Origin of the sequence: Arthrobacter antibioticus (genome assembly GCF_030063205.1) — a bacterium.
Classification (GTDB): domain Bacteria; phylum Actinomycetota; class Actinomycetes; order Actinomycetales; family Micrococcaceae; genus Specibacter.
This window is the reverse complement of the sequence record NZ_JASISQ010000001.1, coordinates 959,490-981,923: the sequence shown is the minus strand read 5'-3', so window position 1 is coordinate 981,923 and position 22,434 is coordinate 959,490. Positions and strand designations below refer to the sequence as shown.

At 57.2% G+C, this 22,434-nt stretch carries 23 protein-coding genes, 1 other RNA gene, 1 pseudogene and 1 riboswitch; of the genes and pseudogenes, 11 read left to right on the top strand and 14 right to left on the bottom strand.

Annotated elements, in window-relative coordinates:
- Window positions 1–168: 168 nt before the first annotated feature.
- The 6 genes and pseudogenes from ftsE to ssrA all read left to right on the top strand — a co-directional run.
- A pseudogene (gene ftsE / locus QMG40_RS04530) lies at window positions 169–864 on the top strand (cell division ATP-binding protein FtsE); the annotation flags it as partial.
- 242 nt (window positions 865–1,106) lie between these two features.
- Window positions 1,107–2,021: a permease-like cell division protein FtsX gene (ftsX, locus tag QMG40_RS04525; protein ID WP_283528337.1), complete on the top strand. Its 915-nt coding sequence runs from the start codon at window positions 1,107–1,109 to the stop codon at window positions 2,019–2,021.
- A gap of 88 nt (window positions 2,022–2,109) precedes the next feature.
- Window positions 2,110–3,612 (top strand): M23 family metallopeptidase, encoded by a 1,503-nt coding sequence (locus QMG40_RS04520; RefSeq protein WP_283528334.1) that lies wholly within the window; start codon window positions 2,110–2,112, stop codon window positions 3,610–3,612.
- Between the two features lie 104 nt (window positions 3,613–3,716).
- The gene (smpB, locus tag QMG40_RS04515) at window positions 3,717–4,199 is read left to right on the top strand and encodes an SsrA-binding protein SmpB (protein ID WP_283528332.1); all 483 of its coding nucleotides are present in this window, start codon (window positions 3,717–3,719) and stop codon (window positions 4,197–4,199) included.
- 81 nt (window positions 4,200–4,280) lie between these two features.
- A complete protein-coding gene (locus QMG40_RS04510; RefSeq protein WP_283528329.1) occupies window positions 4,281–5,609 on the top strand; it encodes a glycoside hydrolase family 3 N-terminal domain-containing protein in 1,329 nt (442 codons plus the stop codon).
- Window positions 5,610–5,726: 117 nt separating this feature from the next.
- Window positions 5,727–6,094, top strand: a transfer-messenger RNA (tmRNA) gene (ssrA, locus tag QMG40_RS04505).
- Between the two features lie 318 nt (window positions 6,095–6,412).
- Here the strand turns inward: ssrA and QMG40_RS04500 are convergent.
- The 3 genes from QMG40_RS04500 to QMG40_RS04490 all read right to left on the bottom strand — a co-directional run bounded on the left by QMG40_RS04500 (window position 6,413) and on the right by QMG40_RS04490 (window position 8,346).
- Window positions 6,413–7,120, bottom strand: a complete 708-nt coding sequence (locus QMG40_RS04500; RefSeq protein WP_283528327.1) for a hypothetical protein — start codon at window positions 7,118–7,120, stop codon at window positions 6,413–6,415.
- A complete protein-coding gene (locus tag QMG40_RS04495) occupies window positions 7,117–7,851 on the bottom strand; it encodes a hypothetical protein (RefSeq protein ID WP_283528325.1) in 735 nt (244 codons plus the stop codon). The genes QMG40_RS04500 and QMG40_RS04495 overlap by 4 nt, the downstream gene beginning before the upstream one ends.
- Window positions 7,852–7,953: 102 nt before the next feature.
- A complete protein-coding gene (locus QMG40_RS04490) occupies window positions 7,954–8,346 on the bottom strand; it encodes a hypothetical protein (protein WP_283528323.1) in 393 nt (130 codons plus the stop codon).
- 289 nt (window positions 8,347–8,635) lie between these two features.
- Between QMG40_RS04490 and QMG40_RS04485 the strand changes: the two genes are divergently transcribed.
- From QMG40_RS04485 to QMG40_RS04475, 3 genes are all read left to right on the top strand, one after another.
- Window positions 8,636–8,935 (top strand): DUF4193 domain-containing protein, encoded by a 300-nt coding sequence (locus QMG40_RS04485; protein ID WP_283528321.1) that lies wholly within the window; start codon window positions 8,636–8,638, stop codon window positions 8,933–8,935.
- A gap of 75 nt (window positions 8,936–9,010) precedes the next feature.
- A complete protein-coding gene (locus tag QMG40_RS04480; RefSeq protein WP_283528319.1) occupies window positions 9,011–10,723 on the top strand; it encodes an AMP-binding protein in 1,713 nt (570 codons plus the stop codon).
- A 15-nt stretch (window positions 10,724–10,738) separates the two neighbouring features.
- A complete protein-coding gene (locus tag QMG40_RS04475) occupies window positions 10,739–11,134 on the top strand; it encodes a YrdB family protein (protein ID WP_283528317.1) in 396 nt (131 codons plus the stop codon).
- Between the two features lie 46 nt (window positions 11,135–11,180).
- Here QMG40_RS04475 and QMG40_RS04470 read toward each other — a convergent pair whose 3' ends face one another.
- The 8 genes from QMG40_RS04470 to QMG40_RS04435 all read right to left on the bottom strand — a co-directional run bounded on the left by QMG40_RS04470 (window position 11,181) and on the right by QMG40_RS04435 (window position 19,754).
- The gene (locus QMG40_RS04470; RefSeq protein ID WP_283528315.1) at window positions 11,181–11,936 is read right to left on the bottom strand and encodes a metal-dependent transcriptional regulator; all 756 of its coding nucleotides are present in this window, start codon (window positions 11,934–11,936) and stop codon (window positions 11,181–11,183) included.
- Window positions 11,937–11,952: 16 nt separating this feature from the next.
- Window positions 11,953–13,224, bottom strand: coding sequence for an Nramp family divalent metal transporter (locus tag QMG40_RS04465; protein WP_283528312.1), 1,272 nt, complete (start codon window positions 13,222–13,224; stop codon window positions 11,953–11,955).
- Window positions 13,225–13,361: 137 nt separating this feature from the next.
- The gene (locus QMG40_RS04460) at window positions 13,362–14,129 is read right to left on the bottom strand and encodes a class I SAM-dependent methyltransferase (protein ID WP_283528310.1); all 768 of its coding nucleotides are present in this window, start codon (window positions 14,127–14,129) and stop codon (window positions 13,362–13,364) included.
- A gap of 73 nt (window positions 14,130–14,202) precedes the next feature.
- On the bottom strand, window positions 14,203–15,615 hold the full coding sequence (locus tag QMG40_RS04455; protein ID WP_283528308.1) for an aminotransferase class V-fold PLP-dependent enzyme: 1,413 nt from the start codon (window positions 15,613–15,615) through the stop codon (window positions 14,203–14,205).
- 42 nt (window positions 15,616–15,657) lie between these two features.
- A riboswitch (SAM riboswitch) is annotated at window positions 15,658–15,771 on the bottom strand.
- 87 nt (window positions 15,772–15,858) lie between these two features.
- Window positions 15,859–16,674: a histidinol-phosphatase gene (gene hisN / locus QMG40_RS04450; protein ID WP_283528306.1), complete on the bottom strand. Its 816-nt coding sequence runs from the start codon at window positions 16,672–16,674 to the stop codon at window positions 15,859–15,861.
- An 83-nt stretch (window positions 16,675–16,757) separates the two neighbouring features.
- Entirely contained in the window at window positions 16,758–17,876 is a 1,119-nt protein-coding gene (gene rsgA, locus QMG40_RS04445; protein WP_283528304.1) for a ribosome small subunit-dependent GTPase A, read from the bottom strand.
- Between the two features lie 3 nt (window positions 17,877–17,879).
- Window positions 17,880–19,232: a 3-phosphoshikimate 1-carboxyvinyltransferase gene (gene aroA / locus QMG40_RS04440; RefSeq protein WP_283528302.1), complete on the bottom strand. Its 1,353-nt coding sequence runs from the start codon at window positions 19,230–19,232 to the stop codon at window positions 17,880–17,882.
- A 6-nt stretch (window positions 19,233–19,238) separates the two neighbouring features.
- Window positions 19,239–19,754: a DoxX family protein gene (locus QMG40_RS04435; RefSeq protein WP_283528300.1), complete on the bottom strand. Its 516-nt coding sequence runs from the start codon at window positions 19,752–19,754 to the stop codon at window positions 19,239–19,241.
- A gap of 265 nt (window positions 19,755–20,019) precedes the next feature.
- On the opposite strand from QMG40_RS04435, the gene QMG40_RS04430 reads away from it, so the two are divergent.
- Together QMG40_RS04430 and rsrA are read left to right on the top strand one after the other, a co-directional pair.
- Window positions 20,020–20,715, top strand: a complete 696-nt coding sequence (locus tag QMG40_RS04430) for a sigma-70 family RNA polymerase sigma factor (RefSeq protein WP_283528298.1) — start codon at window positions 20,020–20,022, stop codon at window positions 20,713–20,715.
- A 2-nt stretch (window positions 20,716–20,717) separates the two neighbouring features.
- The gene (gene rsrA, locus QMG40_RS04425; protein WP_283528296.1) at window positions 20,718–21,008 is read left to right on the top strand and encodes a mycothiol system anti-sigma-R factor; all 291 of its coding nucleotides are present in this window, start codon (window positions 20,718–20,720) and stop codon (window positions 21,006–21,008) included.
- Here the strand turns inward: rsrA and QMG40_RS04420 are convergent.
- The 3 genes from QMG40_RS04420 to QMG40_RS17385 form a co-directional block, all read right to left on the bottom strand.
- Window positions 21,005–21,559 carry a group III truncated hemoglobin gene (locus QMG40_RS04420; protein WP_283528293.1) on the bottom strand — a complete coding sequence of 185 codons (555 nt, stop codon included), beginning with the start codon at window positions 21,557–21,559 and terminating at the stop codon, window positions 21,005–21,007. The genes rsrA and QMG40_RS04420 overlap by 4 nt on opposite strands.
- 6 nt (window positions 21,560–21,565) lie before the next feature.
- The gene (locus tag QMG40_RS04415) at window positions 21,566–22,069 is read right to left on the bottom strand and encodes a hypothetical protein (protein WP_283528292.1); all 504 of its coding nucleotides are present in this window, start codon (window positions 22,067–22,069) and stop codon (window positions 21,566–21,568) included.
- A gap of 169 nt (window positions 22,070–22,238) precedes the next feature.
- Window positions 22,239–22,313: a 50S ribosomal protein bL37 gene (locus tag QMG40_RS17385; RefSeq protein WP_459252958.1), complete on the bottom strand. Its 75-nt coding sequence runs from the start codon at window positions 22,311–22,313 to the stop codon at window positions 22,239–22,241.
- Window positions 22,314–22,434: the final 121 nt, after the last annotated feature.

Below are 22,434 nucleotides of genomic sequence, written 5' to 3'. Positions count from 1 at the left end.
AGAATAATGCTGAATTACCGAAAATGCTCAAGCCTCGACACACCGGTAAGGAACCAGCAATCGCACCATCCGGCGCCTATAGTCATTATGCTGGCGGTTTCTTCCCCCAATCCACTGCCCGGCCGTCAGCATGCCAGCAATCTTCGCTGGACGGGCAATGAAAAAGTCATGATTCGTTTTGAAAATGTGAGCATTGCCTACGACCGCAAATCCAAACCTGCGCTCGATGATGTTTCCTTTGATGTCCAACGCGGCGAGTTCGTGTTCCTGGTGGGTTCCTCCGGATCCGGTAAGTCAACCTTGCTGCGTCTTGTTCTGCGCGAGCAAAAGACTGCGCACGGACAGATTTATGTCGCCGGACAAAATGTGGCCACTGTACCCAGCTGGCGCGTGCCCAAGTTCCGGCGTGGCATTGGGGTAGTTTTTCAGGATTTCCGGCTGATTCAAACCAAGACCGTTTTCGCCAACGTCGCCTACGCCATGCAGGTCCTTGGCAGGTCCCGCTCGGCAATCCGCTCTGAGGTGCCGCGCGTCCTGGAACTCGTTGGGTTGGAGGACAAAGGTCACCGCAAGCCCACCGAACTTTCCGGTGGTGAACAGCAACGCGTTGCCATTGCCCGGGCAATTGTCAATCAACCCGGCATCTTGTTGGCCGATGAGCCTACGGGAAACCTTGACCCCGTTACCAGCGCCGGCATTATGGATATTTTGGACAAAATTAATCAAAATGGCACCACAGTGGTCATGGCCACCCACGACGATGACATCGTGAACTCCATGCGCAGACGAGTCATTGAGCTGCGCCATGGCAAGGTCCTGCGCGATGAGAACAAGGCCCAGTACACGTCGATGATCCCGATCGTTATGACTGCCGATGGTGGCTACGCTGCCGCCCCTGCTGTGAAGCACGACGCCGAACCTCAGACCCGCCGCCAGCGTGCAGTCAGTGCCGCGGCAGCAAGTAACGGAGGCGATGGTGGCCAGTCAATGCCACCGCGGCTGGAACGAAGGCGCGGGCTGTCCCCGGACGGTGAACCGGGAGCAGATAACGAAAAGACCCGCAACGGGGCAAACGGTACCGAGAATTTGATGAATGAGGACCAACAGTGAGACTTGCTTTCATTATGAGTGAGTTGGGAAGCGGCCTGCGCCGCAACCTGACGATGGTCATTTCCGTAATCCTTGTGACCTTTGTGTCGTTGACATTTGTGGGCGCGGCTGGCTTGCTGCAGATGCAGATTGGCCAACTCAAGGGGTTTTGGTATGACAAGGTGCAGGTCACGATCTACCTCTGCACGGACGTGCCAGCGAACAGTAACTGTGTTTCCGGACCGGTCACTGATGATCAGAAAACAACCATAGAGGGCCTGCTGGAATCAGAGGCTGTCAAGCCCTACATTGAGAAATGGTCCTTCGAAAGCCAGGAAGAGGCACTTTCGCATTTCCAGGAACAGTTCGCGAACTCTCCCATGGTTGATTCGGTCGAGGCAGCCAACCTGCCGTCATCGTTTCGGATCAAGCTGACGGATCCGGAAAAATACCAAATCATCAACGAAACCTTCTCTGCAACCCCCGGGGTGGACTCCGTGGTTGATCAGCGCAAGGTGCTTGAAAAACTCTTTTCATGGATGAATATTGCCACATACGTTGCGATAGGCGTTGCCGGTTTAATGACGGTTTGTGCAGCCTTGCTCATAGCCACAACCATCAGACTTTCGGCGCAGTCCCGAACCCGTGAGATTGAAATCATGCGCTTAGTAGGCGCATCCAGAACAGTAATTCAATTGCCATTTGTGCTCGAAGGCGTGATAGCGGCAACCATTGGTGCTGTTTTGGCCTCGGGGGCGGTGTGGTCCATTGTGCAGTTCTTTATGGGTGGCTATTTGGCCGAATCAAACTCCGGGACACCGTTCATTTCTACCAGCGAAGCGTTCAAGATCTACCCTGTGTTGATCTTGCTTGGCGTGGTCCTGGCCGGTGTCGCTTCGGCAGTGTCCTTGCGTAAAAATCTTAAAGTGTAAGGTAGGTGGGGGTGCTGTTACTCATGGTGCCTCTGTTACTGGTGTTATCAATGTGTTTAGGTAGCGATTCTTGAAGGAGCCACAAGGCATGATTTCCACATCAAACGGGGGAAAAGGATCGCTCCGTTCCCCCCGCCTTGGGCGCACCACGCCTAGCTCCCGATTCTCGCACCCGGTCTCCCGAGGCGTCGCGGGCGCAGTAACAGCTCTTTTAGCTGTGGGGTTGCTGGGCTTGGTGGCACCAGCTCAGGCCGATGACCTCAACGACAAGGCCGCTGCCTTGGACCAGCAAGCTCATGACGTGCAGTCATCGTTGGAGTTTGTAGATGCCGGCATTGCCAAATCCGCCTCAGATCTTGTGAGCTACCAGGGACAGCTTCCTGGTGCACAAGCAGCCTTGAGTGAAGCTCAAACTCGCGTCAGTGTTGCCACCGGAACGGTCAGCTCACTCACTGCCCGGATCGATCTGGCGCAGCAAAGCAAAGACAAGATCACCGCTCAAATTGCCAACGACGCGCAGAAAGCAACTGAAACTAAGGCAATGATTGGGCAGATTGCGGCCCAGTCCTATAAAGCCGGCGGATTACCGGCGAACCTGACGTTGATTTTGGGTGCGGGTTCCACCAGCGATCTGGCGAACTCCATTGACCTGGCCGAACAGGCACTGCGGAGCCAAACCGCAGCACTTGAGGCACTGACAGCACAAAAGGCCACCAATCAAAACGCGCAAGCGCGTTTGGTCGCTGTTGAGAGTGAAATTAAGGATTTGAAGCAACAGGCTGAAGCCGCATTGGCTGCCGAACAGGTCGCCAGGGATCAGGCAGCCACGCAAAAAGCCACGGTGGATAAGCTCATCACCGATTCAGCCGCATTGAACGCCAAACTTGAGGCAGAGAAGCCTCGAATTCAGGCGCAGCTAAAAGAAGTTCAGGTACAAAAAGATGCGGTGGCAGCTCAGATCGCAGAGATACAGCGCCAAGAACGCGAAGCCGCTGCTGCGGCTGCAAAAGCAGAAGCTGAGCGTCTAGCGCGCGAACAGGCAGCGGCGGCGGCGGCCGCTGCCAAAGCTGCTGCCGAGGCAGCGAACAATAATGGTGGAGGATACGTACCTCCGGCTTTTGTTCCCCCGCCCTACGTACCGCCGGCTCCGGGCAATGTCTCGGCCTTTGGCCTCAGGCATCCCTTTGCCGCCAACATCCCGATTACCTCAGGGTTTGGCTGGCGTCAGACTCCTGCCGGAACCATTGACTTCAATGGCACCGGCTCGTATCTACACTCGGGTATTGATTTTGGCGCCCAGTGCGGCACCCCTGTTTATGCCCCCGCTGATGGAACAGTGAAGATCGCAGGTCAGACCAATGTTGTTTATGGTGGCGGCAATGTGCTCTACATCAGCCATGGCGTTATGCAAGGCAATGCTTTGATGACAGTTTTCTACCACAACTCCGCTGTGGTTGTCTCTGCCGGACAGTCTGTCAGAGCGGGCCAGCTGGTGGCGTACTCGGGAAATACCGGAAACTCCACAGGCTGCCACGCGCACTTTGAAACATGGGTCAATGGAGCCCCGGTAGACCCCATGGGTTTGCTGTAAGCACCAACCGCACGTGAGTTGCTAAACTAAGGGTTCGTGCCGGAAAAGCAGCAATGCTGGCCGGCACGGACCCGCTCTCATTTCATAAAACTAAGGAGTCAGCTGTGCCTAAGGAAAGTGGCCGTAAGGTGGTGGCCACCAATCGCAAGGCCCGGCATGATTACCACATCATGGATACCTACGAGGCCGGCATGGTCTTGATGGGCACTGAGGTGAAGTCGCTGCGTGAGGGCCGCGCCTCACTGGTAGATGGCTTCGCCACGTTCTATAACGATGAGCTGTGGCTAGAGGCTGTTTACATTCCGGAGTACCTGAACGGAAGCTGGACAAACCACACTGCCCGGCGCCGGCGCAAACTGCTTTTGCACCGCGAAGAACTGGAAAAGATTTCCGCAAAAACGCGTGAATCCGGTTTCACCATTGTGCCGTTGCAGCTGTACTTTTTGGATAGCCGGGTCAAAGTTGAAATCGCCATTGCACGCGGTAAGAAGGACTACGACAAGCGTCACTCATTGCGTGAAAAGCAGGACAATCGTGAGGCGCTGCGTGCCATGCGGGCCAAAAACCGCGGTGGTACGGGAGAGTAACTTTCCGTGCAGGCAAAGCGGCGCAAGCCAGTACTTTGACCTACGCTGGCAAGAACAGCATCTGTAGCAGAAAGGCAGATCATGTTTGCAGCTGGAGGTAGAAGAGGCTGGATCATCGGTACGGCCCTTGTGGCTGCGGCCCTGGTGGCAACCTTCATTTTGCTGGCCGTCAATTCTCAGGGTTCTGGACGGAATAATGCTGCAAGTAGCACATCCTCCCAATCACCTATGGCAAGCCGCAGTCCCAAGCCGTCCCTGCCCACACCCATAACTGCACCCAGCTCAACCCCTGCCTACACGAGCCCGGCAAGTCCGAGCTCGGAGCGCCCAACCCAGGCACCGGCGTCGTCCTCTCCGGCACGGGTGCTCGCGAGCAAAAAGCTGGCCGCAATGTCACTGGAACAAAAAGTGGGGCAGCTGCTGATGGTTTCCACACCGGTGACAGGAGCAGATGCCAACTCGCTCTACGCAGTGGACACTTTATATGTTGGCAATGTGTTCATGAAGGGCCGCAGCGAGGCAGGACAAGCTGGGATCGGCGCGCAGGTCGCCGCCATTTCGGGTCATGTATCCGGCTCCCGCACTCAGGGTGTGCGGGCATTCGTGGCAACTGACCAGGAAGGCGGCTTTGTGCAAATCATGCGCGGGGCCGGGTTTGCCCAAATACCCCAAGCCATTGAACAGGGCCAGTTGCCTGCCAAGACACTGTTGGCTGATGCCACCTTGTGGGGCCAGCAACTGGCATCTGTGGGCGTCAATGTGAACCTGGCACCCGTTATGGACACCGTGCCCAGCGCAGCCTTTGCACCGCAGAACGCCCCCATAGGAGCGTTTGGCCGAGAATACGGCTTCACGCCGGGTGCTGTTTCGAGCTCCGGAGTTGCGTTTGCCAAAGGGATGCTGGCTGCCGGCATCGATCCCACAATCAAACATTTTCCTGGACTGGGCCGAGTCATCCTCAACACTGATGTTTCCGCCGGTGTGGTCGATAACATCACAACCCGCAATGACGCATTTATAGGCCCGTTTCAAGACGCCGTGAATGCAGGAGTGCCGTGGCTGATGATCTCCAACGCCTCATACCCGCTGATTGACCCTGACGCCATGGCACCTTTCTCCTCGGTCATTGTTCATGACATGGTCCGTGGAGACCTCGGGTTTAAGGGCATCATAGTTAGCGATGATATTTGTGACGCTGTGCAAGTATCAGCTGTGCCGGTGCGCGCACGTGGGGTGGGGTTCATTCGCGCCGGCGGCACCATGGCGTTGTGCACAAACCAGACCTTGTTGCCCCCAATGTACGCCGGAATGATGGAAACTGCCCGAGCCGATCCGGGGTTTGCCAAGCAGATCGATGCGGCTACGCTGCTGGTGCTCCAAGCCAAGGCTGCCAAAGGCCTGATCGACTAGTGCTGCTGCCAGCCCCAAAGGAATAAATTCTCGTCACTATGCGCTAACATGGATAGACCACGATGGGTTCTGTTGGTCTTTACCTAAGGAACCAAGCGTGGGTTTGAAAAAACAATAGGGGATGATCGGTTTCGACGGTGTTAGTCGAGACAGGTGAAGCGGGTCGAGGATACAGGGTTATCTCGTTAACGATCTCTGTAAAACAATAAGTGCTGAATCAAATCGCACTGACTTCGCTCTTGCTGCCTAAGCAGTAAGACAGTCCGTCAGCCCGGGAATGCTCTCGTCCCGGATCCTGGCGTCATTTAGAGGGCCACTGCTCTAAGTTCTTGTTGTAGGCGCTTAGGGGACTCTTATACAACTGGGCCTGGCAGCTACTTGTTTGTGAGATAGCTGGGGCCGAGAAAAACCGTATGCAAACTGCACCCGGAGAAGACCTGACAACACAACATCGGACGGGAGTTCAATTCTCCCCATCTCCACATCCCTATTGGGACCTGTTTCCCACCCTTGCAGTGGGGGACAGGTCCTTTTTTGTTACCCCCAGGTTTGCTACCCCCAAGCTCGCGGGTGCTGTGGATTTTCGCGGGTGGTCTGCCACCCGCGAAAATCCACAGCACCCGCGAATGGCGGGGCAACGGGCAGAAAAACAATTGAGTGGTGGGTCGGTTAGTCAACCGATCCACCACTCACCCCCAAAGCGACGTCCTGCTCCAGGACGTACTGTGTTCACACATTCATTAGTATGTCAGAATCTAATGGATCCGTGTACATTTTTCCAGAGAGATTACTAAACGTTAACCTTATGCAACCACCGTTTGTTGGGCGCGGCGCCGGATATAGGACACCCAGACCAGAGCCAGACCCGATGTTATACACAGAATTGATGAGAAAGAGACGACTTTTACCAGTGCGTCCACATAAATTACCGAAATTTGCAGCGGAACATCAACGCAGACCAAAATGAATCCTAGGCACATCAAAGCTGCTGCAGCCCGGTCTAAGAACTCCCGGGGGGAAAATACCGCCTTGGCTGTGGGAACAATGAGGCAGCCTGCTGCGTACCCCATGTAGAGGAAGCCAAGCCACCCATAAACGGTCAAAGATGTCTGCGCAGGGATCCCAGAGAGCCCTGTGCTGGATCCTTGCGTATCAGCGATGAAGTACGTGATCCAGATGCCCGCTGAACAGCCAAGAAGCACGGCCACGCCAATGGGGCCGCGAACCAGGTAGTAAGCAGACTGTGAGTTGTAGGCGGCGGCGACCTTGCCAGCGAGTAGGAAGAAGGAGCCAAACAAGCTCAATCGAAGGATGACGTTGGCAATGTTGGCGCCGCCCAAGAGACCGTCGATGGGCAAGTAGATGGCCGGCAAGCTCAGTGCCACAGCCGTGGACATCAAAAGGAACACCCAAAACAAAGTACGGTTGCGGCCCTTGAGCATAGCCGGGAAACGCCACATTGTGCAGGCGATACATGCTGCCAGAGCTGACCACTGCAAAATACTAATCATCCGAGGTTCTCCCAAACAATTTGAACCGCCGCTTTATCCTCTTCCGTGCGCCGTAGCACGCGGCTCAACGATTCCAGCCGCGCAGACGCCAGGGACAGCAATGCACTATTGGCCGTTCTGCGCAACGCTTCTTCACGGGAGCCAGGTAACCAACCAGCCTCCGCGGGGGTCAGAAATCCTGTGGCGACAAGTCCGTTGGTAAATCCCACCCCGGCGATTCGAGCGCTCGCGATGGCAAGTTGGACTGTGAGTCGATTCGCGCTGATTTGCGCCGACAAATTCTGGGGTGCAATACCGGCTTCGCTGGCAATTCTCTGGCGCAGTTCAGCCCTGCCTATAGCGTCAAACCAATTGCGGACAGATGAGCTCGGTGGTGCCGGCGACAACTGCAAGGGGCTGGGACTGGATAAACTGGCTGCGGCCGTATTCCGGTTCAAAATTTCCTGAAGAAGGTCTGTATCGGAGATTTGACTGAGCAGTTCGGCACTGGTGGGAGGCTTCATTCCGGATGACAGGTCATTGAACGCAGGGAATGCTGCCAGTGCACTCACCACCGGCAGGTCAAGCGACCGGCTAATAGCAGCCACCGTGGCCGTGGATACACGCCCGCGCACTAGTTGTTGGGCAAGAGTGGAGCGCTTTATGCCTGCTGCCCGGCACACGGCAGCATGGCTGGTGGAGCCGGCTACAGCGCCCAGCCATTGTTGGAAGAGTCTCGCAGGCACAGTCACGGCCTGAACTCTACCCGATCAAGACGTGACCTTTAGTGGTCAAGACAGAAAGTAGCGGCTTAGTGCATGGAAAAGCTCCCACATCGCAGACACGTTCTCTACTTAGGGGTCTTGGGAGTCGACGATCCCGCGGAATCTACTGCCCACGCCGTCGTACTCGCTACGTCTCCAACCGGCAGGGACAGCAGGAAGCTCATCGTTCTCATGGAAGTCGCAAATGACGTAGGTGAAATCCGGCCACCACTTTTTTGGCCGCGCAACTTCAAGGAAGTCGCAGAGGTAGCAGCGCAAATCCACCCAGATTGGCCGCTTCCCCGTAGCATTAGCGCGGGATTGTGCCAGCCAGGCAGGGGGATCCGCGTCAATGGCTGCCACATCAGCGGAGCTCATCCGTGAGGGAATACCGTTGCGAGCAGCCATTTCCGGTGGAATGTTCAATGCTTGTGCCACTTGGCGCCGATTCAGCGAGGAGTGGGAAGAATAGTTGTTTGCCATGTCCTTCAAGGATAAGGCGAAGCTTGCCAAGAGGCGATTCACAAGCCCTGTCAAGAGGCGCAAGAGTGGTGCAAAGTGCGTGCATTGAGGGTGATAATCACCACTAGTGAGGAAATATATGCGCAACATTCTACAAAAATTCGCCGAGAATACACTAAATATTCAAGCCGTCCCCTATGCTGTGGGAAAACAACAGGTAATTAAGAGCGCAATTTCAGCTTTCAGGGGCTAGTATGAGGCGCTGAAACACACAGCCGATACCACGAGTACTCAGGAGTTTGAAAACCGCATGGCAACGGATTACGACGCACCCCGCAACAAAGACGAAGACCACGAGACAGAGTCGCTTCAGGCGCTCCAGGTACAGCGTGGCGGTGCTCAGACGGCGCACATCGACGTCGAAGATTCAGACACGGCCGAAGGCACAGACCTGCCCGGGGCAGACCTCTCCAATGAGGAACTGATCATCCAGGTCATTCCGGCCCAGGATGATGAGTTCACTTGTTCCTCCTGCTTCCTGGTCCGCCACCGCACCCAGGTGGCACGCGAGAAGAATGGTCTGCTCTACTGCAAAGACTGCGAAGGCTAAACAGCGTTTAACGAGGCGGCGGGGCTTTTACAACACCGCGCCCTGTGGTGGTGAATCGAGGCGGGGATGCAGATCATGAGCGTACGTGTGCAAGAGCTTTTAGATACTTTCGCGGTGCCAGGGGCCAATGCGGCCGAGCTGCTCTGCGACAGGCACCCCGCCACCGACACGGCGTTCACGGTCATAGCCGCCGATCTTGAGTTTAAAGACATCAGCTACGGCGAACTGCGCCAGAAATCTACGCAGTTCGCCGCTGCCTTGCGGGACCTCGGTGTCAAACGTGGTGACCATATTGCCACGCTCATGGCCAAGTCCGCTGAACTTGTTATTGCGCTGCTGGGCATTTGGCGCCTGGGCGCGGTGAACGTACCTCTCTTTACCGCTTTCGCTCACGACGCCATCGAATTCCGGCTTCAGGCCAGCGGTGCCTCTCTTGTGATTACCGATTCTGACCAGCGCAACAAGCTTCTCCCTCCGGGTGAAGTTCCCACCGATGCTTCACGTCCTGTAGTTGTTGCCCGTGGCGAAGCTTTCGGGTACGACCATGCTTTCACTGAGATGGTCTCGGGAACGGGCGCTTTCACAGGTTCCGGATCGACTCGTGAGACCGGACGGGCCTCCCAGGAGGAAAGTCACGACGTCGAATCCGTTGCCGTTGGTGGGGATGGCTCGCTGGTGCAGCTGTTTACCTCCGGCACAACAGGGTCACCCAAAGGTGTTTCCATTCCGCTCAACGCTGTGGCGTCCTTTGTTGGCTACCACAGGTTTGGTTTGGATGTTCGCGACGATGATGTTTTCTGGAACGTCGCCGACCCGGGCTGGGCCTATGGGCTGTACTTTGCGCTGTTGGCACCTATGGCCGCCGGTCACCGCTCACTCCTGCTCAGTGCAGGCTTCAGTCCGGAACTCATGTGGTCCGTCCTGGAAAAATTCGAGGTGAGCAACTTTGCGGCAGCCCCCACCGTCTACCGTTCCTTGCGTGCTGGATCAACGCCAGAGAGAAGCCACCTGCTACGCCGGGCCTCAAGCGCCGGAGAGCCGCTGACCCCTGATGTCATAGCGTGGGGCCGTGATGCTTTCGGTGTAGAAGTCAGGGACCACTACGGTCAAACGGAGCTTGGCATGGTTGCTGGAAATGCTTGGGCAGAGGGACTGCGTCAGGAACTGCGTCCCGGTTCCATGGGGGAGGCGCTGCCCGGGTGGAGCGTGAACGTGCTTGGCGACGACAGCGCTGAACTCGCTGCCGATGGTGAACCCGGACGGATAGCCATCAACGTCAAGAAGAGCCCTTTCATGTGGTTTACCGGCTATGTGCAAGCCCCGGAAAAAACAGCCGAACGTTTCAGCGCCGACGGTACCTGGTACCTCACAGGTGATGCAGGGCGTCGAGACGGCGACGGCTATATATACTTTTCTGCCCGTGATGATGATGTTGTCATCATGGCCGGTTACCGCATTGGCCCCTTTGATGTTGAATCGGTGTTGGCAACCCACCAGGCCGTTTCCGAAGTGGCCGTCCTTGGCGCCCCTGATGAGATCCGTGGCGAAGTCCTTGAAGCCTTTGTTGTATTGGTGAATCCGGCGCAGGCATCGGATCTCTTGGCCAAAGAATTGCAGCAACTAGTCAAAACTGGTTTTGCTGCTCACGCTTACCCGCGGCGGATCCATTTCGTTGATCAGCTTCCAAAAACACCCAGCGGTAAAGTCCAGCGCTTTATCTTGCGTCAGCAACGTGCTGCAATGTCAGAGAGCGTGGCGACACAGAATGTGGCCGCTGATAATGGCTAGGAACGTGGAGGGATAGTGGGACGTCGCAAAGGGTCTGAGGTGAAACGGGCGCGCATTGATGTAGCTGCCCTCACTCCTGTGCTGGAAGTTGCCCTCGGAGTATTGGGTTTCGTCCTTGAAGTGGCGATGGTTGCGGCATTCTTGTTTTGGGGTTTCAAACAGGACAGCCCCTGGAACCTGATTCTCGGCTTGGGGATTCCGGCCGTGATTGTGGTGGGGTGGGGAGTCTTTTTAGTTCCCCGCAGCGAGAAGTATGTTGGCGAGCGCATTGGCAGTTGGGTATCGCTTGGGCTGTTCTTCACGGCAGCGGTGGCGCTGTTCAGTGCGGGTTCAACGGTCCTGGGCATTCTCATGCTTGCCCTGACGGCAGCACACTTTGCCGCAGGGACGTTCCTGGCAAAGCAGCGCTGAGGCCAACTTCTAAAAAGTGGCCACGGACCCTTGTGTAGGACCTGCTTTAGTGAGAAGCCGCATGGTTACTCATCAATGAGCCGCCAGTTAGATCCTGAACCGTGCACGTTGAATGGGATCCTACAGAAGTTAGCCACAGCGAGGCCGCAACCTCGTCCCCAAGAGTCAAGTTTGCGGCGTCGTCCGTGGAATCCAGAAGGTGCACGCTAAAACCCGAGCCGAAGGGAAGCCGGCCCAGAACCCGAAGTTGGGTGTCGAGGCCGATGGACAGCTTTTCCAGGTGACGCAGAAGCTCGGGGTCGTGGTCACTGATGCGACTAATGCGCCCGGTATGTCCGGGATCCAGCTCGTCAAGGCGATGCGATGGGGCCATGGTGATGCGGCCTTCGGCATCAGGGATGGGATCCCCGTGCGGGTCTCTTACGGGGTGGCCAAGTTTGGCGCTCATGCGCTCTATGAAATGATCCGAAACGGCGTGCTCAAGTTGTTCGGCCTCGTCATGGACCTCGTCCCAAGTGTAGCCAAGCTCGCGTACCAAGTACGTTTCCAGAAGCCTGTGCCTGCGGACCATGGATAACGCCAGCGCCAAGCCCTGTTCCGTGAGGTGAATGGGGCTATACGGTTGGTGGTCCACCAGGCCTTGGTCTTTTAGCTTGCGAACCATCTCCGAGACGGAGGAGTTCGCGACGCCTAGCCGGTTCGCCAGAGCCGTGGAAGTAATGGGTTTATCCTGCCACTCCGTGTAGGCATAAATGACTTTGACATAGTCTTCGATGCTTGAGGAGGTCAAAGTTTGTTTCACACTCCCAGCCTACCCGCTAGAGATGGCCGCTGAAGGTCAGCCACAGCAGGAGGGCATTCAACGCCACGATCAGTACAACGCTAACCAGCGCCGATAGGCGTAGTACCAACGAGTCCCTGTGCTCTCCCATGATTCTTTTGCTGGCGGTTAGGCGCAGGAGCGGGACGAGTGCAAACGGGATACCAAAACTGAGAACGATTTGGCTAACGATCAGGGCCCAGGTGGGGTCAATCCCCACAGAGAGCAAAATGATCGCCGGTATGAGACTGACGAGCCGGCGGGTCTGCAGAGGAATGCGGACTTTCAGGAGTCCATTCATGATTGTTGCCCCGGCGTAGGCGCCCACTGAGGTGGAGGCAAGCCCCGAGGCGAGCAAGCCGACGGCGAATACCACGCCGATCACTGGCCCCAAGCTGTTCACGATCGCGGTGTGGGCACCTTCAATGGTGTCAGTGCCAGAGGTTCCGCTCAATGTTGAGGCGGCTAGTAGGAGCATGCCAATATTCACTGCTCCGGCGAGGATCAGTGCCACCACCACGTCAAGCTGGGTGGCCTTGACGATTTGCCGGAGCCGGGCAGGGGTACTTCGGGCATCCGGATGCCTGTCCTTGGCCAACTGCGAGTGGAGGTAGATGGCATGTGGCATAACAGTTGCGCCAAGCATCCCAGCCGCTAACATAACGCTGCCGGCCCCCTCAAAACGCGGCACAAGGCCGCTGATCACACCTGCCGGGTCCGGGGGGCTGAGTACCAGACCGGCCAGGAACCCAATAGTGATGACCACGAGCAAGAAGATAATGACGCTCTCAAAGGGGCGCTGTCCGTGGCGGTTCTGGACTGTCAGAAGACCCATGGACGCTAAGCCCACAAGTAGGCCGCCTACGGGAAGCGGCAGCTGGAAAAGAAGGTGCAGTGCAATTGCCCCGCCCACCACCTCAGCTAAATCCGTGGCCATCGCAACAAGCTCGGCCTGCGCCCAGAACAGGCGGCGGCTACGGGTTTTTAGTCTTTCCCCCAAGTGTTCAGGAAGTGATTTACCGGTGACTACACCGAGCTTTGCTGACTGGTATTGGACCAGCATAGCCATGATATTGGCGGCTACCAGGACCCAAACCAGAAGATAGCCGTAACGTGCCCCGGAGGTGAGGTTCGCCGCAACATTGCCTGGGTCAACGTAGGCAATGGCTGCCACGAAGGCAGGACCCAGCAGCAGAAAGAGTCCTCCGCCTGGCTTGCGCAGTGGCTTGCGCAGTGGCTTGTTCTGGGTGTTGAGCGTCTCGGGGACCATTCTTTCCTTCGCACGTCCTAAATCGATCACTTAGGCCTGCCGAAATCATAGTCATATTTTCGGGTTGTTGTCGAGCTAACGCCGGGTATGGCCCTGGGCTGTAGTGCATACGGAGCTGCGTTGCACTGAAGTGAGGTCTACGCTTTCTGGGTGCGCCAGGTCTGGGTCAGGTAGGGCAGGGCCAGTTCCTCCCCAGGGGCATGGCCCAAATGGTCAAATAAATACCACCGCAGATTCGCCATGACCTTGGCCCGGATCTGCTCTGAGGCTTTAAGGTAGTAGCTACGCGATGTGGCAAGTTCCATAATCTCCTCGGGCGTTTGTGGTTGGACCCACCGTGTGGTGTGGCGCAACGGCGTGGCGAACTCCGGGCCCAGGGTGGGGCGGAAATCCGGCTTGAGCACATCCCCTGCGTGCATGATCCGGGCCAACCTGTGAACCCACGGCTGCCCTACGTCAAGCTGATTCCACACCAGCCCCAAGGTGCCTTCGGGGCGCAGCACGCGGGCAATCTCCTTGCTGGCGGCAAAGGGTTCGCACCAGTGCCACGCCTGGGCCACGACCACCAGATCCATGGCCGAGCCGGGCAGTTCAAGGTGTTCGGCAGTGCCTACCATCGCGGTGGCTTGCGGGAAGTCGAGGATAAGCTGCGCCAGCATATCCGCTGAAGGGTCGACCGCGGACAGCGACCAGCCGTGCTCTGCCAACAGCTGTGTGTATTTCCCCGTTCCGGAACCAACATCCAACACATCATGGATATGGGTGGCAGTTTCCGTAAGCCACGCGAGGGATTCCGGCGGGTAACCGGGCCGGACCTTGTGATACCTGCCACCGCCCTCCAGGAATGCCGCTGCCATACTCTGGCGCCGTTCGGCGTCAAAAACGGGTCCGCCGATCCCTGCCATAACCGCTCCTGAAATGTTGTGCTGTGTGGCGTATAACTTTACCGCGTCCGGCTCAGAGCCGGACGCTACCGGGCTAGTCGGTCAGGCAGGGAGCCGCACCTGCTGTGCCGGGGGTGTTGGGCGCCCAGTCAGGATAGCTACGGTTATCGTTTGCCGGGACCCACCGGCCGGAATCGATCACGTAGTCCCAGGACATGCCATCACGCAGGAGGGTCGTGATGCCGTCAAGGAGTCGCTGAGAGTCCTCCACACGTGAGCCCACCCCAAAACTGGCCCGGAGCGAGCCTGATGGAAGTCCCAGCCTGTTGAGCAGCGGATGTGCACAGAATTTACCGTCACGGACACCCACACCGTGTTCTGCCGATAAGTACGCGGCGACCAATCCGGCGTCGTACCCGGTAATGGAGAAGTTGACGACGCCGATGCTGCCGCAGTCTGGGTGCGAGTGCGCATCACTGAACAGGGAGTGAACATTAACACCCGCTATGTTGTTCAGGCCAGTGACAAGGTGCTTGCGCAGGAGTTGTTCGTGGTTGTGCCAGTCCAAGGGGTCAAGGGAGCCCAAAATAGCCGCGGCTTTGGCCAGTGTGGCGGCGCCCAAAACATTGGGGGAGCCGGCCTCATGCCGGGCAGGGCCATCGGTCCAGGTGACGGATTCAAGCCGAACCTCTTTCACGGCACCCCCGCCGGCCAGGTGGGGCGTGCCGGCATCGAGCCAGTCGCGGCGTCCTACCAGCACTCCAGCTCCAAAAGGTGCGTAGAGTTTATGCCCGGAGAAAGCCAAGTAATCGATTCCGCTAGCGGACAGATCAATGCGGCGGTGCGGTGCCAGCTGAGCGGCGTCCACAACAATGCGCGCCCCGTACCGGTGTGCCAAGGCGGCCAGCTCGTTCACGGGAAGGACTTCCCCGGTGACGTTGGAGGCGCCAGCAACCGCCAGCAGAAGCACATTACCTGCACGCAATTGTGTTTCTACCCGGGCCAAGGTCGAGGCGATGCTGTCGGCCGCCACAACGGAACGGTGTGGCAGGCCCTGCCATGGCAGCAGGTTGGCATGGTGTTCGATGTCCAGGTAAAGCACCTCACCGTGAAGGTTGGAGCGGCCATCGGCATACCCGAGGCGCTTCAAGACGCTTTCCACACACGTTGCCAAAAGGTTTAACGAATCTGTGGTGTTTCGGGTGAAAATAACCAAATCATCAGAGCGTGCACCCACAAAATCCGCCACAATCCTCCGCGCGTTCTCATAAGCTGAGGTGCTGACCTGGGAGGCGAAGCCGGCTCCTCGGTGCACGCTGGCGTAATAGGGCAGCACCTCGTTCAAGTGGGCCGCTACCTCGTTGATGGCCGGTGCGGAGGCTGCGTAGTCAAGGTTGGCGTAGCGCACATGCCCGCCGTGGATCAGGGGAGCCTGCAATTCATCACCCACAACGGGCAACAACGGCGATTCTATGAGGGAGTTTTTTTCCAACAGGGCGTTGCTCATCAAGGATTCCTTCGACGGAAGGACGCCTGGGGGGTGCCAAGCAGTCCGCGCTTGCCAAAACCGTTCCGGTCTGGCCAGGTCGTCACCCGGGGCACCCCGCCGCGAAAGGAGGGTTGCCGGCCAGCAAACCGGGGTTTAGCGCTGGCACTCGTGACCTATGCACAAGAGATTAGCCCAAGAAATCAGATAGTGCATTTGTTACGTTACATAAAGCGCCGCACTCACCTGCGCAACCTCGAAAAGTTAACCCAGCAAGTCATCCCAATTGGGATTCAAGCGTCGCAGCACCTCGGTGTGCAAAATGGAGTTGGTCGCCAGGGCATTGCCGCCAAAGGGGCCGTCTGCGCCCTCTAAAGAGGTGAAGCGGCCACCGGCCTCTGTGACGATAGGAACCAGTGCGGCCATATCGTATAGGTTCAGTTCGGGCTCACAGGCAATGTCCACACTGCCTTCGGCCACCATGCAGTAAGACCAAAAATCGCCGTAGGCCCGGGTACGCCAGACGTCGTCGGTAAGTGAGATGAACTCGTCGCGGTTGCCGCGCTCCGCCCAGCCTGTCAGAGACGAGTAGGACAAGGAGGCGTCCTTGAGCTCCGCGACGTTGGAGACCCGGATGCGTGTTGCAGCGGCAAGGGATTTGCCCATGTAAGCTCCTGTGCCCTGAGCCGCCCACCAACGTTTACCCAGTGCCGGGGCGCTGACAAGGCCCACAACCGGGACGCCTTCCTCAACCAGGGCAATCAGTGTGGCCCAGACCGGGACGCCGCGCATAAAGTTCTTGGTGCCGTCGATGGGGTCAATAATCCAGCGTCGTGACCCATGCCCGCTGCTGCCAAATTCCTCGCCCAACACGGCATCGCGTGGGCGCACTCTGGAGAGCTGGCTCCGGATGGACTCCTCGGCAGCCTTGTCCGCATCGGTCACAGGTGTCAGGTCAGGCTTGGTTTCAACTCTCAGATCGAGGGCCTTGAAACGGGACATGGTCAGCGAATCCACGCTGTCTGCAAGAACATGCGCCAGGCGAAGGTCATCGTTATACGTTTGGGGTGCGATCGTCATACGCTTCACGCTATCTGTAGTGAGAGAAAAATCCGGGATGACGCGTAGTGGCAGCGACCCCAAAAGCAGAGGCAGCCAAAGAGTTACTCTATGCTGCCCAGTTCTTTCGCCTCGGCACGGCCTTCAGTTCTATCGCTTGTCCCTAGCAGGCGGCGCAAGGAAGCAAGGCGGGCGCCTCCGGCGTCACCGGCAAACCCTGCAGCCACATAGGGGTCCAAGCCGCAATTGACGGCTACGCTGTTGTGCTTGCAGCCCCGTTCGCAGTTGTCGGTGCCGGGTTGTAAGTCAGGGAAGGCGGCCAAAATTCTGTCCGGATTCACATGGGCTAAACCAAAGGACCGGATGCCTGGGGTATCAATGATCCATGACCCTGGTACGCCGCCTTGGAGCTGCAGTGCCAAGGCTGAGGAGGATGTGTGCCGTCCACGGCCCGTGACGGCATTCACGCCACCGGTGGCTCGTTGTGAACCGGTCAGTGCATTGACCATGGTCGATTTTCCGACGCCTGAGTGACCCACCATCACGCTGACCTTGCCGTCAAGGTAGCCATGCAGCTGGGCAACAGCACCGCCGGCAAGCAGAGCGGAGTCGCCGTCGTCGCTGCGGGCGTCAATACCCGAGGCGCCATCGGCAGCTGTTCGGCTGATAATGACAGTCATTTCCAAGTGCTCGTAGTTGGCCAGCAGCTCGGCTGGATCCTTGATGTCGGTTTTGGTGATCAGGAGCAGGGGAGAGATGCCTGAGTCATAGGCGGCAACCAGCGCCCTGTCGATAAATCCGGTGCGGGGTTCGGGGTTGGCCGCTGCCACAACAATCACAAGCTGATCGGCGTTGGCCACCACCACCCGCTCCACGGGGTCGGTGTCATCGGCACTTCGACGCAGCAGGGTGCGGCGTTCCTCCACACGGACCAGCCGGGCCAGCGTGTCAGGTTTGCCCGTCACATCGCCTACCAGCGCAACAAAGTCACCGGCCACCACTGGATTGCGGCGAAGTTCCCTTGCCCGCGCGGCAATGAGGATGCGTTCAGTGGGTAAATCTTCGTCCACAATGGCCGTGTATCTGCCACGGTCAACCGTCACGATCCGGCCAATGACTGCATCCTCGTGGGCGGGTCTGTCCTTGGTTCTTGGCCGGCTGCCCTTCTTATTTGCCCTGACCCGGACATCAGATTCATCCCAGTTGCTGTAATCCCGTGCCATGTTCTATGCCTTTGTTTCAACCGCCGCGGCGACTCCAACAGCGGTCTGCGACACCATGGCCGCCCACATATTTGGAAACTCGGGCATGGTCTTGGCAGTTGTGGCAATATTCTCAACCTCGACGCCGGGAACGGCAAGCCCGATGATGGCGCCGGCCGTGGCCATACGGTGATCATGGTAACTGTGGAACACCCCGCCATGGAGAGCTGCCGGGTTGATGATCAGTCCGTCTTCGGTCTCCACCGCATTGCCACCCAGAGCGTTGATTTCAGCTACCAGGGCGGCCAGGCGATCGGTCTCATGTCCGCGCAGGTGTGAGATGCCGCGCAGGCGTGAGGGTGTGGAAGCCAGAGCACAGATCGCGGCTGTGGAAGGTGCCAACTCACTAGTGTCGGAGATATCCACACCCTTGATTTCCGGGCCACCTGTGACTGTCAGGACGCCGTCTTCAAGGCTGACAGTGGCACCGAACTGGGGCAGGATTTCACGCCACTTATCGCCAACCTGAGTCGTTTGAGTGGGCCAGTTCGGGATACGGACTGTGCCACGTGTTGCTAGGGCTGCTGCCAGAAACGGGCCGGCGTTTGAGAGGTCCTGTTCCAACGCCACGTCAAAGGCGGCAATAGCTCCAGGGAGCACAACCCAGTGGTTGGGGGTGGAGTCATCAACTGCGACACCCATTGAACGCAGAATTTCCACTGTCATGGAAATATGGTCCACGCTGGGGACAGACTCACCGATGTGCTCAAGGTGCAGACCGTTGGTGAATCGGGGAGCGACCAGCAAAATAGCTGAGATGAACTGCGAGGAGTCACCCGCATCAACCTGTACGTGGCCACCGGCAACAGCACCTGTACCCTGCACTGTGAATGGCAGGAAACCGTCCTCGCCATCCTCCACCCGAACGCCAAGTCCTTCCAGTGCCGCCACAATGGGCGCCATGGGACGGCGATGTGCGGCGGGGTCCCCGGTGAACTTCACCTGGCCGGCAACGAGGGCCGCTAACGGCGGGACGAAGCGCATGACAGTACCTGCAAGGCCACAGTGAACCTCTGTGGTCTCTGTGGGTTCTGTGGCCTCTGTGGTGGGGGTCAAATCCGTGGGAATAGGCGTGACCACCAGATCGGGTACCTCCTGCGCTCCGGGAACTTCTTTGATGATCGCTCCCAAGGCACGTAGTGCCCCGATCATGAGATCAGAGTCCCGGGATTGCAAAGGCGCACGCAAACGGCATTCACCCTCGGCAATGGCGGCCAGCACCAAATACCGATTGGTCAGCGATTTAGAGGCCGGAATGGTGACTGTGGCATCAAGGGGTGCGGTGGAGAAAGGTGCGGGCCAGTGGGAGCTGGTCATGGATAGTTACTGTCCTGTCACTTCGTGCGCCAGTGTGCGGACCGACTTATCCGCAGATTTAAGCTTGGATTTAGCGGTCTTTTTGCCACTCTGAAGCAGCTTCTCGGTACGCCACGCCAGTCCGGGACGCCCAGCCGTATCAACACTTGCCAGAAGCGCGCCGCCAATCAAACCAATGTTCTTGGTCAGTTGGTTGCGCCGGTGGGAGCGGTTTTCTTTGGTGCTTGTCTCAGCATTGCGGTACTCAACCACTGTGCCCAAACCAGCTGTCAAGGCCAAAGCAACGGCAGCGGGCCGCGAAAATTTCCCAAACGCCAGCAAAATCCCTGCACCTACTTGGGTGCCAGCAAGCACTCGGGCCAGGTTCTTTTCGCTGACCTCAACAGGCAGGGCCGCGCTGAGCGGGCGCAGCACCGGCGCCAACTGCGCCGTTGTCTGGTCTGCGTGACGCAGACGGTCAAGGCCGGACAAGATAAACGAAGACGCCAGCATGGGGCGGGCGAGTACGCGAACAATGGACAAGTGAGCCTCCTTATTGATGCTTTTAGCCTCCCTGAGTCACGGCCGGGGCCGCTTTGCGGAAGGCTAATGCTGTGTCTAAGTCTCCCACGACTCTTTCGCTGATGCGGTGTTTGCGGAATATACGACGCCGTTGCCCTGTTTACATCTGTAATGGCGGCCTGAGTTGAGGCTGGCCAAGAAACATTTGAAGCGAGGGAAGGCCGTAGTGCAAACACTGATCCAAGCTGCACCCGTGAAGCAGGGTCTGAGCATAGACTCAGGAGTGATGAACATTTCCGAGCCTGAGCAAACCACTAACTCCGAGCCCGCATCCACCACTCTAAGTGCCGTGGGTAGTACAGATGTGGCTGAAGTTGATGTTGCCAACGAGAGCGCTGATGCCAGGCGGGCGCGCTTTGAACGCGATGCCATGGTGTACGTGGACCAACTGTATTCAGCCGCCATGCGTATGGCCCGCAACCCCAGTGATGCTGAGGATCTGGTCCAAGAGGCGTACACGAAAGCATTTTCTGCTTTTCACCAGTACAAACCGGGTACAAACCTAAAAGCATGGCTGTACAGGATCCTCACCAACACCTACATCAACCTGTACCGCAAGCGGCAGCGCGAGCCGCTGCAATCGAATTCGGACAGTGTTGAAGATTGGCAATTGGCACGAGCCGAGTCACACACTTCGCGGGGGCTCCGTTCGGCAGAGGCCGATGCGCTGGATCATCTGCCGGACTCGGACGTGAAAAAAGCCTTACAGGCGATCCCTGAGGAATTCCGGCTGGCAGTTTATTTTGCCGATGTTGAAGGCTTCGCCTACAAGGAAATCTCAGAAATCATGAACACCCCCATCGGTACAGTGATGTCTCGCTTGCACAGGGGGCGGAAACTTTTGCGTGAAATGTTGGCCGACTATGCCGTGGAACGCGGATATGTCAAAGGAACCAACCAAATGACTGAAACGGAGAATTAACCATGGGCGACTGCCAAAGCCTGGGCGATTGCGACGACGAACGCATCGTGCGGATTTATGAATACCTTGACGGAGCGTTGTCCTGTGATGACCTCAGCGAGATCAAAGACCATCTTGACGGGTGTTCTGACTGCTCGCAGGAGTATGACCTTGAGTGCGTCATTCGCTCAGTTGTGAAGCGCTCCTGTAAAGAAGCTGCCCCTGAGACTCTTAAAGCTGCAATCCTTGCCCGCCTGCACGAAGGCAAGCTGCACGAAGGTAGGCCGCACGAAGGTAAGCCGGCCCAGGTTTAGCTAATACCGGCGGAAGGTTCCTGAATGTCTAGTTTGGGCTCTGCCGGGGGCATGGAAATCGTACTGTATTGACTTGCGGACCTGCCCGTCACACGACGGTGCAGGGAACCGCCAATCAGGTGCGCCTGGACCTTTGCCATCTCAGCCTTTTCGCCAATGAAGAGATCATCCACCGTGTTGGTCCACAATTGCAGCCACCGGTTGAAATGTTCAAGTGTGAGCGGTTCTTTGGCATGAATGTCAAAGTGGATTGCCAGTGCATTGCGCTTGTAAAGGCCCGCTTTGAACAGCACTGTTGTCCAGAAGTCGGCCATGATGGGCATATGCCGGGCTAGATCCATGTGAACAACATCCGTGAAGATGTAACCTATCAGCTCATCTGAGAAAGCTCTGGTGTAGAAGGTCTCTACAAGGAGCAAGGCGTCGGCCCTGTCCGTGATATCTCTGCGGGTATGGCCCAGTCCCGGATTGTTAGAGGGTTTTGGGTGCGCCGGGTTGTAAGCGTCGAGGTTTGAGGCCGTTCGGCCTGTATTCAAAGCAGGGTTATTCATGGTTTTCTAGCCCGCCACGGCCAAGATAATCAGTATCCCGGCCATGGGTAGGGAAACCGTTTTGAGGAATTCCAAGCCAATGTACGCAATGTGTGTCAGGGTAGCAACTTTGGCCTTTACGGCTGTAGTTCCCGTATGTGTCAAAGCCGTATCTGCCAGTGCACTTGTGCGCTTGTTCATGGCTGGCCGGAGAACTAACACCTGCAAAGTCAGGGCCAGTACCGCCAGAATAATGAAAATACCGGCAGGAACGCTCACGAGCTCTTGTTCTTGTGTCCAGGCACATAATAAAACAACCATCAGAGCCACCTCGATGAGATTCAGCACCTTAAACACCAACCGGCCAATGCCTACGCCTAAGGCATGAGTCATCCCAGGTGCCCGGAATTTAAGCGGTGTTTCAATGAAGGATATGCCGGTGATCAGGCCAAACCAGACGAATGGCACCATAGCGAGTAAAACGAGGGCGAGCATTTCTGAGCTTTCTACCGGCTGGGACTTTTCTGACAAGTCCACCTTATCTTTGAATCAGTTTTTTCCTTGTTTAATAAACTGCTTGTTTGCTCACATCACAATTGCCGGCCCTTCCGGGCAGACTAGTGGGCGCACTGCCGAGAGGCCAAACAAAAAGCCCGCTCCACCAAGTAGTGGAACGAGCATTTGTTTTTTTAGTCAAGAATTAAGCGTTGGGACGCTTACCGTGGTTAGCGGCGCTACCCTTACGATCCCGACGCTTACGTGAACGCTTGGACATAGTAGTCTCCAATCATCTAGAAGATCTTTAAAAACGATCCTCACCAAGTTTCGCATATGTGGCGCAGACACACCTAACCGAGAAGGTAGTTGATGGTGAGCGCTACAGCCGGTTTGGCACT

Excerpts from the sequence above, each read along its gene's own strand:
- QMG40_RS04520 (WP_283528334.1), top strand. The coding sequence starts at position 2,110 with ATGATTTCCACATCAAACGGGGGAAAAGGATCGCTCCGTTCCCCCCGC.
- QMG40_RS04465 (WP_283528312.1), bottom strand. The coding sequence starts at position 13,224 with ATGGTCCCCGAGACGCTCAACACCCAGAACAAGCCACTGCGCAAGCCA.
- QMG40_RS04420 (WP_283528293.1), bottom strand. The coding sequence starts at position 21,559 with ATGAATAACCCTGCTTTGAATACAGGCCGAACGGCCTCAAACCTCGAC.
- QMG40_RS04490 (WP_283528323.1), bottom strand. The coding sequence starts at position 8,346 with ATGGCAAACAACTATTCTTCCCACTCCTCGCTGAATCGGCGCCAAGTG.
- QMG40_RS04480 (WP_283528319.1), top strand. The coding sequence starts at position 9,011 with ATGAGCGTACGTGTGCAAGAGCTTTTAGATACTTTCGCGGTGCCAGGG.
- QMG40_RS04430 (WP_283528298.1), top strand. The coding sequence starts at position 20,020 with ATGAACATTTCCGAGCCTGAGCAAACCACTAACTCCGAGCCCGCATCC.
- rsgA (WP_283528304.1), bottom strand. The coding sequence starts at position 17,876 with ATGGCACGGGATTACAGCAACTGGGATGAATCTGATGTCCGGGTCAGG.
- hisN (WP_283528306.1), bottom strand. The coding sequence starts at position 16,674 with ATGACGATCGCACCCCAAACGTATAACGATGACCTTCGCCTGGCGCAT.
- QMG40_RS04460 (WP_283528310.1), bottom strand. The coding sequence starts at position 14,129 with ATGGCAGGGATCGGCGGACCCGTTTTTGACGCCGAACGGCGCCAGAGT.
- rsrA (WP_283528296.1), top strand. The coding sequence starts at position 20,718 with ATGGGCGACTGCCAAAGCCTGGGCGATTGCGACGACGAACGCATCGTG.
- aroA (WP_283528302.1), bottom strand. The coding sequence starts at position 19,232 with ATGACCAGCTCCCACTGGCCCGCACCTTTCTCCACCGCACCCCTTGAT.
- QMG40_RS04500 (WP_283528327.1), bottom strand. The coding sequence starts at position 7,120 with ATGATTAGTATTTTGCAGTGGTCAGCTCTGGCAGCATGTATCGCCTGC.
- QMG40_RS04485 (WP_283528321.1), top strand. The coding sequence starts at position 8,636 with ATGGCAACGGATTACGACGCACCCCGCAACAAAGACGAAGACCACGAG.
- QMG40_RS04455 (WP_283528308.1), bottom strand. The coding sequence starts at position 15,615 with ATGAGCAACGCCCTGTTGGAAAAAAACTCCCTCATAGAATCGCCGTTG.
- QMG40_RS04510 (WP_283528329.1), top strand. The coding sequence starts at position 4,281 with ATGTTTGCAGCTGGAGGTAGAAGAGGCTGGATCATCGGTACGGCCCTT.